A 15,494-nucleotide genomic window follows, 5' to 3' on the forward strand; every position below is an offset into this window, starting at 1 on the left:
TACGTCGCGGAGAGCGTGCGCGGCGGCATACTTGGCGAATGGCACTGACGGATGAGGCGATCGTCAAGATCAAGGGGATGATCACCTCAGGCGAACTGGGGCCGGGGGACCGGCTGCCCAAGGAGGCCGATCTCGCGGCGCGCCTCGGCCTGTCCCGAAACTCACTGCGGGAGGCCGTGAAGGCGCTCACCCTGGTGAACGTGCTCGACGTACGGCACGGTGACGGGACCTACGTGACGAGCCTCGACTCGGCGCACCTGCTCGACGCTCTGAGCTTCATGGTCGACCTCCACCAAGACGACTCGGTGCTGCAGTTCTTCGAAGTACGGCGGTTGCTCGAGCCCGGCGTGGCAGCGCTGGCCGCGACCCGGATCAGCAAGGAACAGCTCGCTGACCTCCGCCTGCTCACCAGCGACCTGACCGCCTCCGCGCCCGTGGACGAACTCGTCGCGAACGACCTGCGCTTCCACCGCGGCATCGCCGAGGCCAGCGGCAACTCCGTCGTCTGTTCGTTGCTCGACGGCATCTCCGGCGCCACCCAGCGAGCCCGGATCTGGCGCGGCGTCACCCAGGCCGGCGCGGTCGAACGGACCCTGGCCGAACACACCGCGATCCTCGACGCCATCGAGATCGGGGACGCCGACGCCGCTCGCGCCTGGATGACCGCGCACATCGCCGGCGTCGAGAACTGGCTCCGCAAGGCCCGCTGACCAAATCCGATTGAAGGCCTCCTCGCGAGGACCTAGTCTTGGTGACGTCCTGTTGCCGGCGGTTGGAGCCTGCGTTGTAACTCCAAGGTCTTTCTTCTGAGCAGTCGATCGCTCCCTCTGATCCGAGGTCGAGCGATTTCGTCGGAGACCTCTTTGGAGTGCGCGCATGAGCTATTCCCTGACCTGTACCGACCTCTTCTTCGCCTGGCCCGACGGCGACGTCCAGTTCGACGGCCTGAGCTTCGTGGCCGGCCCGGTCCGATCCGGGCTGGTCGGCCGCAACGGCGTCGGCAAGTCCACCCTGCTTCGGCTGATCGCCGGCCGACTCACTCCGCAACGCGGGTCGATCCGGGTCAGCGGCGAACTCGGCTACCTGCCGCAGGACCTGACCCTGGACACTGCTCTGCGCGTCGACCAGGCGCTGGGCATCGCCGGCGTACGTGAAGCGATCAACGCCATCGAACGCGGGGAGGCCTCGGAGGCGAACTTCGCGGCCGTCGGCGACGAGTGGGACGTCGAGGAGCGCGCCGAGGCGATGCTGGGCAAGCTCGGCCTCGGGTCGATCAGCCTGGATCGCAGCGTGGGCGAACTGTCAGGTGGCGAGACGATCCTGCTCGGCCTGGCGGCTGAGTTGTTGCGGCGACCCGACGTACTGCTGCTCGACGAGCCGACGAACAACCTGGATCTGCGTGCCCGACGGCACCTGTACGACGCCGTGGAGTCGTTCCGGGGAGCTCTGCTGATCGTCAGCCACGACCGCGAACTCCTCGACCGGGTCGACCAGATCGGCGATCTCCGCAGGGGCGAGGTGACCTGGTACGGCGGCAACCTGACGGCGTACGAGGAAGCGGTCGCGGTGGAGCAGGAGGCGGCCGAACGGATGGTCCGCTCGGCCGAGTCCGACCTGCGCAAGCAGAAGCGCGAGTTGATCGAGGCGCGGATGAAGATGGACCGCCGGCGGGCGGCCGGCCAGCGCGCGTTCGAGCAGGGCGGCATTCCGAAGATCATGGCCGGCAACCTCAAACGCGGCGCGCAGGTGTCGGCCGGCAAACACCTCGGCGTGCACAGCGAACGCCTCGACGCCGCGCAGGAAGCACTCGCCGAGGCGGAGGAGAAGGTCCATGACGACGACGCCATCCGCGTCGACCTGCCGAACACCGTCGTCCCGGCCGGCCGGATCGTGCTCCGCCTGGAGGACTACGTACTGCGTACCGGCCTGCACGCCGCCCTGGAGATCCGCGGCCCCGAGCGGATCGCCCTCACCGGCTCGAACGGCGCCGGCAAGTCCACCCTGCTCCACGCCGTTGCCTCCGACAACAAACCGCTGGTTCCCTGGCGATTGCTCCCACAACGCCTCGACCTGCTGCAGGACGACCTGTCGGTAGTCGAGAACCTGGCCCTACTGGCTCCGAGCGCGGAGAACCAGGACCGCCGAGCCCGTCTCGCCCGCTTCCTCTTCCGCGGCCGAGCCGCCGACCAGCCGGTCAGCACCCTCTCCGGCGGCGAACGCTTCCGAGCCACCCTCGCAGCCCTGCTCCTCGCCGAACCCCCACCCCAACTCCTGATGCTCGACGAACCCACCAACAACCTCGACCTGTCCAGCGTCGCCCAACTCCAAGACGCCCTGGCGTCCTACCAGGGAGCCCTCCTGGTAGCCAGCCACGACGTCCCCTTCCTCCACCAACTAGGCATCACCCGCTGGCTCTCCATCGAAGACAACACCCTCCACGAGATCGACCCGCTGTAGCGGTCAGGCAGGTGTTGGGGCGTCTTCTCGCAGAAGGCCGGTGGATTTGAGGTCGGACCAGAGGGCGGTGGGGATCTCCACGCGGGAGAGAGCGGCGTTCGTGTGGACTTCGTCTGCGGTGCGGCAGCCGACTGCGATGCCGGCTACCGCAGGGTGGTGAAGGGGGAAGCTGAGGGCTACGGCGGGGAGGGTTACGCCGTGGGATTCGCAGACGTCGGCGAGGCTGTTGGCCTTGTCGATCAGCGCTGGGGGAGCCGGCGCGTAGTTGAAGGTGGCGTCGGCGGGTGGGCGGGGCTGGGAGAGGAGGCCGGAGTTGAAGATGCCTACGGCAACTACCTGGACGTCGTTGTCGACGCAGGCGGGGAGGACGTCGTCGAGGCCGTCGGGGTCGAGGAGGGTGTAGCGGCCGGCCAGCATGATGACGTCGATGTCGACCTCGCGGACGAAGCGGGTGAGCATCGCGGTCTGGTTCATGCCGGAGCCGATCGCGCCGATGACGCCCTGGTCGCGGAGTTCGACGAGAGTGGGGAAGGCGGTCGCGACGGCCTCGTCGAAGTGGTCGTCCGGGTCGTGCACGAAGACGACGTCGAGGCGGTCGGTGCCGAGGCGGCGCAGGGAGTCCTCGATGCTCTGCAGGACACCGTCGCGGCTGAAGTCCCAGCGCCGTCGCCGGTTCGAGACGACCGCGAAGCCCTCGGCGTCGGGTTCAGGGGTGTCGGCTTCGTAGATGATCCGCCCGACCTTCGACGACAGCACGTACTCCGGCCGCGGCTTTCCCGCGAGCCCCGCGCCCAGCCGTTCCTCGGCGAGACCGAGTCCGTAGTGCGGCGCCGTGTCGAAGTACCGCCAGCCCTCGTCCCAGGCGGCCTGGACTGTCGCGACAGCTTCGGCGTCGGCAACTGGTGTGAACAACCCGGCGAGTGGTGCTCCACCGAGGCCGATTCTGGAGGAGCCGAAGAGTTTCATGAACGAACCGCCGGCAGCCGCAGGTTCTGCATGCCCCCGTCGACAGCGAGCGCAGTACCGGTGGTTGATCCGGACAGCGGGCTGGCCAGGTAGACGATCGCCGAAGCGACCTCGTCGGCCGAGACCAGGCGACCCATCGGCTGCCGGGCTTCCAGCGCAGCGCGCTCAGCCGCGGGGTCCGAAGCCACGTCGAGCAACCGGCCGACCCAAGGAGTGTCAGCAGTCCCGGGATTCACGCAGTTGACCCGGATCCCCTCGCGCACGTGATCCGCGGCCATCGCCATGGTCAAAGCCAGTACCGCGCCCTTGCTCGCGCTGTAGAGCGCACGATTCGGGAGTCCCGCGACGGCGGCGATCGAGCAGGTGTTGACGATCGCGGCGGCCGACGAGCGACGCAGGTACGGCAAAGTCGCCCGGGTGACCCGCGCGATCCCGACGACGTTCACGTCGAGAACGCGATGCCACTCGTCGTCGTCGTTCCCGGCGACCGTGCCCTGCGCGCCGATGCCGGCGTTGTTCACCAGGATGTCGATCCCGCCGAGTTGCAGCGCGGCGGCGGAGACGGCGTCGCGGACGGAACTGTCGTCGCTCACGTCGGCGGCGATCCCGGTCAGCGGCGCGGGCACCTCCGGCTTCAGGTCGAAGACGACCACCTCGGCACCGCGCGCGGCCAGCAACGAGGCCGCGGCCAGGCCGATCCCCGAGGCTCCTCCGGTCACCACGGCCCGCAGGCCGGCGAAATCCGTCACGTCGTCTCCTTCAAGTCAGTCCAGATCTTGCCACTGGGGAAGCGGAAGTCGGTCAGCGTCTCGGCATCCATCTCAGCACTGAACCCGGGCCGCGTCGGCGCCACGTAGTGCCCGTCCTCGATCTCCACCGGATCCAGGAAGTGCTCGTGCAGGTGGTCGACGAACTCGATCACCCGGTTCTCGGTCGACCCGCTGACCGCGACCAGGTCGAACATCGACAGGTGCTGCACCAGTTCGCACAGCCCGACCCCGCCGGCGTGCGGGCACACCGGTACGCCGAACTTCGCCGCCAGCAGCAGGATCGCGATGTTCTCGTTCACCCCGGCCACCCGGGCCGAGTCGATCTGCAGGAACGCCAGCGACTCCGCCTGCAGCATCTGCTTGAACACCACCCGGTTCTGCACGTGCTCGCCGGTCGCCACCCGCACCGGCGCGATGGCCCGGGCGATGGCGGCGTGCCCGAGGATGTCGTCCGGACTGGTCGGCTCCTCGACCCACCACACGTCGTACGGCTTCAGCGCCTCGATCCAGGCGATCGCGTCGGCGACGTCCCAGCGCTGGTTCGCGTCGATCGCGATCCGGATGTCCGGGCCGACCGCCTCGCGGGCCAGCCGCATCCGGCGGATGTCGTCGTCGAGGTTGGCGCCGACCTTGAGCTTGATCTGGGTGAACCCCTCGGCCACCGCCTCGTGGCAGAGCCGGACCAGTTTGGCGTCGTCGTACCCGAGCCAGCCGGGGGTCGTGGTGTACGCGGGGTAGCCCTGCTCGCGCAGTACCTTCTCGCGCTCGGCGCGGCCCGGCTGGGCGGCGTACAGGATCTCGAGCGCCTCGTCACGGGTGAGCGCGTCGGTGAGGTAGCGGAAGTCGACCAGGTCGACGATCTGCTCGGGGGAGAGATCGGACAACAGCTTCCACAGCGGTACTCCGGCGCGCTTGGCGGCCAGGTCCCAGACGGCGTTCACGACCGCGCCGATCGCCATGTGCATGACGCCCTTCTCGGGGCCGAGCCAGCGCAGTTGCGAGTCGTGCACGAGCGACTTCCAGAAGCCGCCGAGATCGGCCAGCGTCGCGTCGACGTCGAGCCCGATCACGTGCTCGCGCAGCGCCTCGATCGCCGCCGTCTGCACGTCGTTGCCGCGGCCGATGGTGAACGCGAAGCCGTGCCCCTCGAGTCCGTCGCCGGCGTCGGTGCGCAGGATCAGGTACGCCGCGGAGTAGTCCGGGTCGGCGTTCATCGCGTCGGAGCCGTCCAGGTCCAGCGACGTGGGGAAGCGGACGTCGTACGTCTCGACCTTGGTGAAGCGCGGCATAGGGCGACCCGTTTCCTGGCAGTGATCCGATCTGTCGAGCAGATCCTATAGGATATGTGGGTCATCAGCCATGGGATTCCTGTCCGGCGGAAAGAAACCACCAGGAGCCGCTGCCAGACGGCCGGATAGGGTCGAACCGTGCCCGACCAGGAGCAGGCAACAGGGCCGCAAGCACCGCGCCCCGACGGGCGCGGCTTGGTGGCGGGAGTGCAACGTTCAGCCGAGCCCGGCGTGCGCCGCCGGGATGAGCCCGGCGTACTGCGCCTGGGGCGCCGCTCGTTCGGGCCGGGGGAGTTCGCGGTGATGGCGATCGTGAACCGGACGCCGGACTCGTTCTTCGACCGGGGCGCGACCTTCGCCACCGAGGCGGCGTACGACGCGATCGATCGGGCGGTGGCCGACGGTGCGGACCTGGTCGACATCGGCGGGGTGAAGGCCGGCTACGGCGAGCCCGTCAGCGAGGAGGAGGAACTCCGCCGCACGGTCGACTTCGTGGCCGGCATCCGTGAGCGGCACCCGGACCTCGTGATCAGCGTCGACACCTACCGCAGCGCGGTGGCGCGACGCGTCGGCGCGGCAGGTGCCAACCTCATCAACGACACCTGGGCCGGCTCCGATCCGGAGATGCCGGCCGCGGCGGCCGAGGCCGGAGCCGGGCTGGTCTGCAGCCACGTCGGCGGCCTCACTCCACGAACCGACCCGCACCGGATGGCGTACGCCGACGTCGTAGCGGACGTGATCCGGACGACGACCGGCCTGGCCGAGCGGGCGGTCGCCGAGGGGGTCAGCCGGGACGCGATCGTCATCGACCCGACCCACGACTTCGGCAAGAACACCTTGCAGTCGCTCGAACTGACCCGGCGGCTGGACGAGTTGACCGCGACCGGCTGGCCCGTCCTCGTCGCGGTCTCCAACAAGGACTTCATCGGGGAGACGCTCGACCTGCCGCCCGGCCACCGCGGCGCGGGCACCCTCGCCGCGCTCAGCGTGTCCGCCTGGCTGGGCGCGCGAGTCTTCCGGGTGCACGACGTGCCGGCCGCCCGGCAGGCGCTCGACCTGATCGCCGTACTGCGGGGCGCCGCCCTGCCCGCTGGAACCCGGAGGAGCCTGGCGTGATCCGTCAGTTGTCCGATCTCACCGACGCCGAGGTGATCGAGGCGTACCAGGTCGAGGATCGGTCGAAGCCGCACCTGCGGAGCAATTTCGTGGCCAGCATCGACGGCGCCGTCGAGATCGGCGGCCAGTCGAAGGCGCTGTCGAGCCCCGCGGACCAAGAGTTGTTCGGCAAGCTGCGGATGCTCAGCGACGTGGTGCTGGTGGGTGCCGGCACCGTGCGCGCCGAGGGCTACAACCCGCTCAAACTCGGAGCCGGGCGGCGCGAGTGGCGCCAGGCCAACGGTCTGCCGGAGAACCCCACGCTGGCGATCGTGTCAGCCAGCCTCACCCTGGATCCGTCCAACCCGGTGTTCACCCAGGCGCCGGTCCGGCCACTGGTCATCACCCACGGCGCCGCGCCGCCCGACCGGCAGAAGGCGCTGGCCCAGGTCGCCGACGTACTGGTCTGCGGTGCGGTCGAGGTCGATCTACCGACGGCAATCGCCGAGTTGGCCAAGCGCGGATTGCCCCAGATCCTGTCGGAAGGCGGCCCGTTGTTGCTCGGGGCTCTGACCGCCGCCGATCTGGTCGACGAGATGTGCTTGTCGCTGGCTCCACTGCTGGCTGGTCCCGGCTCGGGGAGGATCACTGCCGGACCCGAGTCCACCATCGCCCGGCGGCTGACCCTGACCTCGGCCCTCGCCGCCGACGACGGGTACGTCTTCCTGCGTTACCTGCGGACCACCTGATGCCTGTCGTCAGCGCCGCGGTCTGCCCGCACCCGCCGCTCCTGGTCCCCGAGTTGGCAGGCGGTGCCGCTGCTGAACTCGAGGACCTTCGCGCCGCGTGCCTGGCCGCGATCAACCAGTTGGCCGACGCCGACTCGCTGGTCATCGTCGGCTCCGGACCCGCCACCGCCACCCGGTACGACGCCTCGGCCGGCGGCAGCTTCGGCCCGTACGGCGCTCCCGGCGTGCGAGTGGGCTCCGGTCCGGACGTGCTGCCCTTGTCCCTCACCGTCGGAGCCTGGCTCGTCGACCAGAGCAAGGCGGCCGGGCTTCCCCGGACCTCGCTCACCGTAGCCGCCGACGAAACCCCCGCCGCCTGCCTCGAGCTCGGCCAGGAAATCGCCCACGGCACGGATCGGGTGGCGCTGCTGGTGATGGGCGATGGATCCCCCCGGCGCAGCGAACACTCGCCGGTCCACCTCCACCCGCGGGCGGAACTCTTCGACAGCACAGTCGCAGCCGCGCTAGCCCTCGCCGACACGGAAACGCTCGCCGCCCTCGACCCAGACCTGGCGGAGGAACTCCACGCCGCCGGCCGCGCCCCCTGGCAAGTCCTCGCGGGCGCAACCACCACGGCCGGCCTCCGAGGCCACCTCGACTACCACGCAGCGCCGTACGGGGTCGGCTATTTTGTGGCGACCTGGACGCTTTAAGACTGTCTGAAGCCTGGTTCACGTCTGTCTGAAGACTCCTGCGGATCCTCCTGGATGAGGGCCGGTCCAACCGGACCTGCCTGTGGAACCAAGGGGGAGAGCAGGATGGCCGAGAACGAGACCCGGGACGAATCCCCGGTCGAGACAGGGAACTACCCGCTGCCGGAGGACGGGGCGCAGGACCAGGTCGAGCAGACCCGGCTCCCGCAGTACGACGAGGACCTGGTGGACGGCGCGACGCTGGAGTCCGACTCATGAGCGGCACGGTGCGGGATCTGCTCACCTGGGCAGCGGCGCAGGTGCGAACGATGGAGAAGCCGCTCGGGTCGAACAAGAACATCTATGCCGCCAAGGCAGGACACGCGAACGGGCAGGCCTGGTGCGCGACGTTCCTGGTGGCCGGCTGGAAGGTCAACAAGGTGCCGCTGGTGCCGGGGACGAACAGCGCGTTCACGCCGAGCATGCAGAACGGCTTCAAGAACGCGGGCAGGTTGTTCAACAGCCCGCGGGCGGGCGATGTCGGCTTCCTGTTCGACCGGAAGCTGGGCCGGATCGCGCACGTCTTCTTCGTCGAGCGGGTCGAGGGCGACTTCGTCAAGACGATCGAGGGCAATACGAATCTGGACGGCAGCAGGACCGGCATCGGGGTGTTCCGGCACTCCCGCCGCTGGACCGGCGGCACCACGATGATCCGCGGCTTCGGCCGCCCGAACTACAAGGCCGTCGGGGGAGGTGGCGGCGCCGGCCGTCCGGCGCTGCCGACGGTGTCAACTGCCGCGGTCGTGGCCGCTGCCCGCAAGGACGCGCCAGGCCCGGACGGCGCGACCTCGCATCCGGCCGCGGTGCGCATCGTCGAGGCGGCGTTGGTGGCCGAAGGCCTGCTGTCTCCGGCGTTCGCCAAGGACGGTTCGTTCGGCACCGTGACGATCAAGGCCTATGCGCAGTGGCAGCGCAAGCTCGGCTTCACCGGCGCTGACGCGGACGGTATCCCGGGCAAGGAGTCGCTCACCAAGCTCGGGTTGCGGCACGGGTTCAAGGTAGTCGGGTAAGCACTTCGGGCCAGCGGGTCGCGGTGGCCGCTAGGTCGTCGTGGCCCGCTGCGCTCAATTGGCGGGTCAGTTCGACTCTGGCGGCCCGGATCGCGTCGGCGGCTTCTTCTGCGGTCGGGTAGGGACCGGACCAGTTGCACACCGCGTCGCCCGCGAACCACTCGCCGGTCGTCGACTTCTTGACGTACGACGCTGCGAACCGATCGGCCGGCAGCGCGTCCCCGCGCTCGGCCGCCACTTGGATCACCGCGTCCACTGTGGTGATCTCGTCGGTCCGCGGCCTGAGGTAGACCGCGTCGGTGAGCACGAACTCGTACCCCTCCGGCGCCCGCTCCTTCAACCACTCGAACGCCTCGCGCGCGGTATCGGCGAGCAGTCGCGCGTTCTCCGGATCCTTCAACGTGTGAACGCCGCAGAGCCTGGTGTGGGTCGGCCGGAGCTCGTTCTGCCAGAGCCGGACCTGCAGTTCCTCGCGCCCGGACAGCCGCCGCCCGAGAATCCGCGCCAACCCGACCACGTCGAAGTTCAGCTCGTCCGGCGTCCGCTTGCGTCCGGGCTCGAACGGCTCACCGGGCAGGGTCCCATGAGTAGTCCAGGGCCCGACGTGCCAGCGCTCCAAGACCGTCATGCTGTCGACCCTACCCAGCAGGTGTCAGCTCTTGCTCGGAGCCGGAACGTCGAAGGTCTTGGCGAGGTCGGTGAGGATCTCCCAGGCGCCTTGCAGGCCGACGGCGGTCATCCAGGTGATGTCCTGGACCTCGTGCACCTTCGGCGCCAGCGGCTTCCACAGCGGGTTGGCCTTGAACTGGTCGGCCGTCTTCTTGCTCAGGCCCTTGTCGTCGCTGTACGTCGCCACGAAGATCGCGTCGCCGTCGGCGTCCTTGATCCGCTCGGCGCTGATCTCGGCCGCGAAGTCGTTCACGTCCTGCGGCTTCGGCCGCGCCAGGCCGGCGTCCTTCAGCACGATCCCGGAGAAGCTGGAGTTCTGGTAGAGCCGGGTCGGCCCGTCCACGAACCGCACTACGGAGATCTTCGGGTTGTTCGCCTTGGCGTTGATCGCGGCGCCGACGGACTTGGCCGCCGCCTCGTACGCCGAGAGCTCCTTGTCCGCCAACTCCTCCTGCCCGAGCGCCTTCGCCTCGAGCCGGATGTTGTCCTTCCAGGTCGGCCCGGTCGTCTCCGACATGATCGTCGGCGCGATCTTCGACAGCTGCTCGTACAGCTTCTCGTGCCGCACCTTCGCCGACACGATCAGATCCGGCTTCAGCGCGGCGATCTTCTCCAGGTTCGGCTCCGCCAGCGTGCCGACGCTCTCGGACTCACTCCCGTACGTCGTCCGGTCCTCGCCGAGGTAGTCCGGCAGCTTGCCGTTGATCGTCCGGTAGTCCGTGTAGCCCACCACCGGCGTGTCCATGATCAAGGTCGCGTCGACGAAGCTGGTGTCCAGCGCGACCACCCGCTTGGGCTTCGTCTTGATCTCGGTCGTGCCCATCGCGTGCTCGACCGTCCGGGGGAACCCGTCACTCGCCCCGGCACCGGCGGCGCCCTCTTCCTCGGCTCCACCTCCACAGCCGGCCAGCGCCAACGCCGCCACAACCACCAACGCACCAACCCGGAACCGCCGCACAAGCTTCTCCTTCGCCCTCACCATCAGTCCCCGAACCCTACTCCACAAGGTAAGGCTTCCCTAACCCCCGCCATCTGGTGAGAGCACTGTGCGGGGACCGGACGAGCCGCGGGTGGACCGGCGGTAAGGGTCACCTAAGATCTGGGGATCATGCGGACTGGGTGGCGGGCGGTTGCGTTGGGTGGGTTGCTCCTCACCGTGGTGCTGGCGTTCGTCGCGAGTCTGGTGTTCGGGTCGCGATGGCTGGGACCGGGCGCCGTCCTGCACGCGCTGACGGCGTCGAACGGCTCGGACGCGGACGTGATCGTCCGGAACCTGCGGTTGCCGCGGACAGTGGTCGCGGCGTTGATCGGGGTGTGTCTGGGGATCGCGGGGGCGTTGATGCAAGGTCACACCCGGAACGCGCTGGCCGAACCGGGGATCTTCGGGGTGAGCTCGGGGGCGGCGCTCGCGGTGGTGCTGGGATTGCAGGTCGGCGTGGTGGAGTCCGTGAGTTCGACGGTGTGGTGTGCGCTGGCGGGAGCGTTGGTGGCGACGTTCGGAGTACAGCGGTTGGCGTCGCGGGGGAGTGGGGCGACACCGGTGGGGCTCGCGCTGACGGGGGCCGCGGTGGCGGCGATGTTGGGCGCGCTGACCTCGGCGATCGTCTTGCTCGACGCGAACACGCTCGACGGGTATCGGTTCTGGGCCGTGGGGTCGGTCGCGGGGCGCGGGTTCGATGTCGCGGGACAGGTACTGCCGTTCGCGGTGCTGGGCCTCATCCTGGCGGCGATCAACGCGCGCGACCTGGACCTGCTGGCCCTCGGCGACGATGTCGCGGCCAGTCTCGGCCTGTCCGTCACCAGGGCCAGGCTGGTCGGGCTGCTCGCGATCGGGCTGCTGACAGCCGCGGGGGTCGCCGCGTGTGGGCCGATCGGATTCCTCGGCCTGCTCGCCGGGCACGTCGCCCGCAGGATCTTCGGAGCTCGCAACGGCTGGCTGATTCCCGCCGCCGGATTGACCGGAGCGGCCGCGCTCATCCTGGCGGACCTGGTCGGCCGGCTCGTCGGTGGAGCAGGCGAGGTCCAGGCGGGCGTAGTACTGGGGATCGTCGGGGCGCCGCTGTTCGTGATCGTCGTACGCCGTCGGGCGGTGGCGCTGTGACGACAGTGGTGGAGGCGGTGACCAAGCCGATCACCAAGCCACGCACGGTGCTGCTGGCGCTCGGCTTCGCGGTGGCTGCCGTGGTGGTTGCCCTGTTCTCGTTGAGCCTCGGTACGACGAAGCTCCCCGTCGGTGACGTGCTTCAGACACTCGTCGGCCGTGGCGACAGCGGCACCCGGTTGATCGTGCTCGAGCTCCGGCTGCCGCGAGTAGCGACGGGTCTGCTCGTAGGGATCGCCTTCGCCGTGTCCGGCGCACTCCTGCAGACCCTGTCGCGCAATCCGCTCGCCAGCCCGGACATCATCGGGGTGAACTCTGGCGCTTCGGCCGCGGCGGTCGCGGTGATCGTCCTGGCGGGCACGGGCGGCGGCAACATCTCCGGCGCGGCTGCCAAGGTCGGCATCCCCGCGGCGGCGGTGATCGGCGGACTCCTCGCCACCCTCGTCGTCGGACTTCTCTCGATCCAGCGAGGCGTCATCGACGCGGGCCGGATCGTCCTGATCGGCGTCGGCGTGGCTGCGGCCGCCAACTCGCTGGTTGCGTGGCTGCTGGTCATCGGCGACGTGACGGACGCAGGCCGGGCCGCGGCCTGGCTGGCGGGATCGCTCAACGCCCGGACCTGGTCGGACGCGACACCGGTCGGCGTCGCCGTGCTCGTGCTGTTGCCCGTGGCTTTCACCTTCACCAGGGATCTCGACGCACTGGTCCTCGGGGACGACGTGGCGTCGTCGCTGGGAGTGCGGGTCTCCCGGACGAGGCTGCTTCTGCTGATCACCGCGACCGTGCTGGCCGCGATGGCAACCGCCGGGGCAGGACCGATCGCCTTCGTCGCGCTGGTCGCGCCACAGATCGCGCAACGACTGGCGAAGACGGATCGGCCGCCACTACTCACCACTGCGATGCTCGGCGCGCTTTTCGTCACCACGGCCGACCTGATTGCTCGGAACGGCCTGGAGGTCCTCCAAGTAGGCCCGTACGAGCTGCCGGTCGGTGTAGTCACAGCAGCCGCCGGAGCGCCGTACCTGCTTCATCTCATCGGTCGTCAGCAGAAGGGACGGTGAACCGGTGCACGTCGAGAAGGTCACCCTCGCGTACGGCAGTGACGCTCCTGTCGTGTCCGACCTCACCCTGGAGGTGCCGACCGGCCGGCTGACCGTAGTGGTCGGCCCGAACGGCTCCGGCAAGTCCACTCTGCTCCGCGGCATGAGCAGACTGCTCACCCCGCAGAGCGGCCGGGTGGTGCTCGACGGCCAGGACATCCACAAGCTGCCGGCCCGCGAGCTCGCCAGGCAGTTGGGCGTACTCCCGCAAGGTCCCGTGACTCCGGAAGGCATCACTGCCGCGGAGTTGGTCTCCCGCGGCCGCCACCCGCACCGCGGCCTGTTCGCGCGGCTTACTGCGAATGACGAGCAGGCGATAGCTCAGGCACTCGCCGCGGTCGAGTTGGAGGAGCTGAAGGACCGCCCGGTCGACCAGTTGTCAGGTGGCCAGCGGCAACGAGTCTGGATCGCGATGGTGCTCGCCCAGGGCACACAGCACCTGCTGCTGGACGAGCCGACGACGTACCTGGACCTGGCCCATGCGGTAGACGTGATGAACGTGGTCCACGCGGCAGCGCACACCACCGGCCGGACAGTGGTCGCAGTACTGCACGACCTGACGTTGGCAGCGCAGTACGCCGACAACCTGGTAGTGATGGGCGAGGGAAAGATCGCTGCGCAGGGCCGGCCCGCGGACATTTTGAGCGAGCAGCTCCTTCAGCAAGTGTTCGGACTGCGCGCCACCGTGGTCGAGGTAGGAGGAGCTCCTGTAGTCGTGCCGGACCGTACGCTGACCGTATGACGTACTCCGCGAGACGCCTCGCGGACATCCTGGACGGCGAGGTGTCCTGGCTGTCCGTCCGTACTGCGTCCGCTGTGCCCGGGCCGGAGTGGATCTCCTGCGCCGACTTGCTCCGAGACCAGCAAGCGGGCGGCGACCCGACATACGAGTGGCGCAAGGCGTTGCAGGACGACTACGGGCGCGATTACGCCATTGAGCCGCCGGTGCAGGTGGCCGCGATGTTCGTGCTGATGTGGTACGTCTCCGTGCCGTCTGTAGTCGCCGGTCTGTCCACCGCGGTGACGGGGATGTCGCCGGACGTCTCACCCGAGTCCCTGGCCTTCCGACGGCACCCGACCGCGCACTACCCGATGGAAGTCGCATTGCTGTCGGATCGCGTAGCACCGATGCGTGAGGCCGCGCAGCAGGTGCAGTCGCACACCCGGGCCTTCACAGACAGCTACCGGCCAGGGGTGAAGCTCAGTTCACTCCAGCGGCTAGGTGCAGTGGACGACGAGCTCCGTGCAGCCATGCGGCTCCCAGAGGAGGCTCTGCACGCGGCGGCAGCGGCTGAGGAGTTCCACATCGACCTCGACCAGGCCATGCGTACCTCCTGCTGTTTCTTCTACGCGCTACCCAACGTCAAGGCGTGCGCCGGCTGCCCGCGCCTTCGCTAGAGCGCGAAGGTCTTCGGCACAGAGCCGCGACCGGTGACGAGATCCGTCAGATACCGGGCGACGAGCGGCACGAACTTGAACCCCTCGCCATGGAATCCGGCCGCGACGCTGATCGGCCCGCGCCGGTCGATCATGAAGTCGCCGCGCTCGGTGTTGTCGTACAGACAGCTGATCGGCTCCGAGCGGGTGGTGTCCAGCCCCGGATACCAGTCCCGGACGTAGGCGACGAGTTCCGCGTCCCGGCGGGGCTCGACCAGGAAGTCCCGCTGATCCAGCGAGATCTCCGGCCCGGTCGCGTGCAGCCCGACCTTCACTCCATGCCCCTGCTCGAACACCCCGTACGCCGCCGCCCGGCCGCCACCGCGATGGTGAACGAAGACCGGCCACGACGCTCCGTCATCCACAGGTGCGAAGAATCGCGGCTGCTCCTGCGTCACCGTGATAGCCGGCAGTTCCAGCTGCCCAGCCAGGATCCGGGTCGTCCACGGCCCAGCCGTCACCACCACCTGCCCAGCCCGTATTACGCCCGCAGGGGTCTCCAGCTCGACGCCTTCCCCGACCACCCGGAGCCCGGTGACCGGACAGCTCGGCCGGACCTCCACACCGAGCTCTCGGGCGGACTCGCGGATCGCCCTCAACGCCTGCTCGGCGAGAGCCCGTCCGGACCCCGGCTGGTACAGCACCTTCGTCTCGAACCGCAGCCCAGGCCACCGCTCGGCTGCCTCCTCCGGCTCCAGCACCTCGTGCTCGATTCCGAGCCGCTTGAACGTCTCCCGGAACTCCCGCACCGCGCGATCGTCGACGCCGTGGTCGACCCCGCCGACGAGATCGAGCATCCGCACCCCGGTGTCGCTCTCCAATTCCTCCCACAACTCCCGCGACTCCCGCGCCCGCCGGGCCTCGGCCTCGTCGTCGATCGCCAGCCGGAACAGCCTCGTCCCACCATGTGAGCCACCGCGGTGATGCCCGAGGTCGTACTGCTCCAGTACGAGCACCTCGCGCCCCGCCATCGCCAGGGCACGGGCGGCGGCCGACCCCATCGCTCCCGCCCCGATCACGGCCACGTCATAGGTCTGCATTCCCCCTTCCTACCCCCTCGGAGCGAGCACGCGCGGAAACTGTCGGTGCCGCCCGGCAGCATGTCGAGCATGATTTCGAC

At 69.2% G+C, this 15,494-nt stretch carries 17 protein-coding genes; 11 read left to right on the top strand and 6 right to left on the bottom strand.

The features are described 5' to 3' along the window. Positions 1 to 38 precede the first annotated feature (38 nt). Positions 39 to 710 carry a FadR/GntR family transcriptional regulator gene (locus ABD255_RS22015; RefSeq protein WP_344216849.1) on the top strand — a complete coding sequence of 224 codons (672 nt, stop codon included), beginning with the start codon at positions 39 to 41 and terminating at the stop codon, positions 708 to 710. A gap of 166 nt (positions 711 to 876) precedes the next feature. Further along, a complete protein-coding gene (locus tag ABD255_RS22020; protein ID WP_344216851.1) occupies positions 877 to 2,457 on the top strand; it encodes an ABC-F family ATP-binding cassette domain-containing protein in 1,581 nt (526 codons plus the stop codon). Positions 2,458 to 2,460: 3 nt separating this feature from the next. On the opposite strand, the gene ABD255_RS22025 is transcribed toward ABD255_RS22020, so the two are convergent. From ABD255_RS22025 to ABD255_RS22035, 3 genes are read right to left on the bottom strand one after another with little or no spacing between them, the layout of a single operon-like run. Beyond that, positions 2,461 to 3,423 carry an aldo/keto reductase gene (locus tag ABD255_RS22025; RefSeq protein WP_344216853.1) on the bottom strand — a complete coding sequence of 321 codons (963 nt, stop codon included), beginning with the start codon at positions 3,421 to 3,423 and terminating at the stop codon, positions 2,461 to 2,463. Then, positions 3,420 to 4,172: an SDR family NAD(P)-dependent oxidoreductase gene (locus ABD255_RS22030; RefSeq protein ID WP_344216855.1), complete on the bottom strand. Its 753-nt coding sequence runs from the start codon at positions 4,170 to 4,172 to the stop codon at positions 3,420 to 3,422. Before ABD255_RS22030 ends, ABD255_RS22025 begins: the two co-directional genes overlap by 4 nt. After that, positions 4,169 to 5,482, bottom strand: a complete 1,314-nt coding sequence (locus ABD255_RS22035) for an L-fuconate dehydratase (protein WP_344216857.1) — start codon at positions 5,480 to 5,482, stop codon at positions 4,169 to 4,171. Before ABD255_RS22035 ends, ABD255_RS22030 begins: the two co-directional genes overlap by 4 nt. A gap of 138 nt (positions 5,483 to 5,620) precedes the next feature. Here ABD255_RS22035 and folP point away from each other — a divergent pair, with 138 nt between their 5' ends. The 5 genes from folP (at position 5,621) to ABD255_RS22060 (ending at position 9,067) form a co-directional block, all read left to right on the top strand. Next, complete coding sequence (gene folP, locus ABD255_RS22040) at positions 5,621 to 6,598, top strand: dihydropteroate synthase (RefSeq protein ID WP_425554497.1); 978 nt, start codon at positions 5,621 to 5,623, stop codon at positions 6,596 to 6,598. After that, positions 6,595 to 7,326 carry a pyrimidine reductase family protein gene (locus ABD255_RS22045; protein WP_344216859.1) on the top strand — a complete coding sequence of 244 codons (732 nt, stop codon included), beginning with the start codon at positions 6,595 to 6,597 and terminating at the stop codon, positions 7,324 to 7,326. Before folP ends, ABD255_RS22045 begins: the two co-directional genes overlap by 4 nt. Then, positions 7,326 to 8,018, top strand: a complete 693-nt coding sequence (locus tag ABD255_RS22050; RefSeq protein WP_344216861.1) for a class III extradiol dioxygenase subunit B-like domain-containing protein — start codon at positions 7,326 to 7,328, stop codon at positions 8,016 to 8,018. The genes ABD255_RS22045 and ABD255_RS22050 overlap by 1 nt, the downstream gene beginning before the upstream one ends. Positions 8,019 to 8,123: 105 nt before the next feature. Beyond that, a complete protein-coding gene (locus ABD255_RS22055) occupies positions 8,124 to 8,276 on the top strand; it encodes a hypothetical protein (RefSeq protein ID WP_344216862.1) in 153 nt (50 codons plus the stop codon). After that, positions 8,273 to 9,067, top strand: a complete 795-nt coding sequence (locus ABD255_RS22060) for a hypothetical protein (RefSeq protein WP_344216864.1) — start codon at positions 8,273 to 8,275, stop codon at positions 9,065 to 9,067. Before ABD255_RS22055 ends, ABD255_RS22060 begins: the two co-directional genes overlap by 4 nt. Here the strand turns inward: ABD255_RS22060 and ABD255_RS22065 are convergent. Next, on the bottom strand, positions 9,051 to 9,695 hold the full coding sequence (locus tag ABD255_RS22065) for a hypothetical protein (protein ID WP_344216866.1): 645 nt from the start codon (positions 9,693 to 9,695) through the stop codon (positions 9,051 to 9,053). The genes ABD255_RS22060 and ABD255_RS22065 overlap by 17 nt on opposite strands. Before the next feature lie 24 nt (positions 9,696 to 9,719). Further along, complete coding sequence (locus tag ABD255_RS22070) at positions 9,720 to 10,694, bottom strand: ABC transporter substrate-binding protein (RefSeq protein ID WP_344216868.1); 975 nt, start codon at positions 10,692 to 10,694, stop codon at positions 9,720 to 9,722. Positions 10,695 to 10,844: 150 nt separating this feature from the next. On the opposite strand from ABD255_RS22070, the gene ABD255_RS22075 reads away from it, so the two are divergent. The 4 genes from ABD255_RS22075 to ABD255_RS22090 are packed head-to-tail and all read left to right on the top strand — an operon-like array spanning position 10,845 to position 14,335. Beyond that, complete coding sequence (locus ABD255_RS22075; RefSeq protein WP_344216870.1) at positions 10,845 to 11,837, top strand: FecCD family ABC transporter permease; 993 nt, start codon at positions 10,845 to 10,847, stop codon at positions 11,835 to 11,837. Further along, positions 11,834 to 12,898, top strand: coding sequence for a FecCD family ABC transporter permease (locus tag ABD255_RS22080; RefSeq protein ID WP_344216872.1), 1,065 nt, complete (start codon positions 11,834 to 11,836; stop codon positions 12,896 to 12,898). Before ABD255_RS22075 ends, ABD255_RS22080 begins: the two co-directional genes overlap by 4 nt. 4 nt (positions 12,899 to 12,902) lie before the next feature. Continuing rightward, positions 12,903 to 13,679 (top strand): ABC transporter ATP-binding protein, encoded by a 777-nt coding sequence (locus tag ABD255_RS22085; protein ID WP_344216874.1) that lies wholly within the window; start codon positions 12,903 to 12,905, stop codon positions 13,677 to 13,679. Further along, on the top strand, positions 13,676 to 14,335 hold the full coding sequence (locus ABD255_RS22090; RefSeq protein ID WP_344216876.1) for a (2Fe-2S)-binding protein: 660 nt from the start codon (positions 13,676 to 13,678) through the stop codon (positions 14,333 to 14,335). Before ABD255_RS22085 ends, ABD255_RS22090 begins: the two co-directional genes overlap by 4 nt. On the opposite strand, the gene ABD255_RS22095 is transcribed toward ABD255_RS22090, so the two are convergent. Continuing rightward, positions 14,332 to 15,414 carry an FAD-dependent oxidoreductase gene (locus ABD255_RS22095; RefSeq protein WP_344216878.1) on the bottom strand — a complete coding sequence of 361 codons (1,083 nt, stop codon included), beginning with the start codon at positions 15,412 to 15,414 and terminating at the stop codon, positions 14,332 to 14,334. The two genes, ABD255_RS22090 and ABD255_RS22095, sit on opposite strands and share 4 nt — an antisense overlap. Between the last annotated feature and the right edge of the window lie 80 nt (positions 15,415 to 15,494).

Source organism: Kribbella sancticallisti (genome assembly GCF_039530625.1).
Taxonomy (GTDB): domain Bacteria; phylum Actinomycetota; class Actinomycetes; order Propionibacteriales; family Kribbellaceae; genus Kribbella; species Kribbella sancticallisti.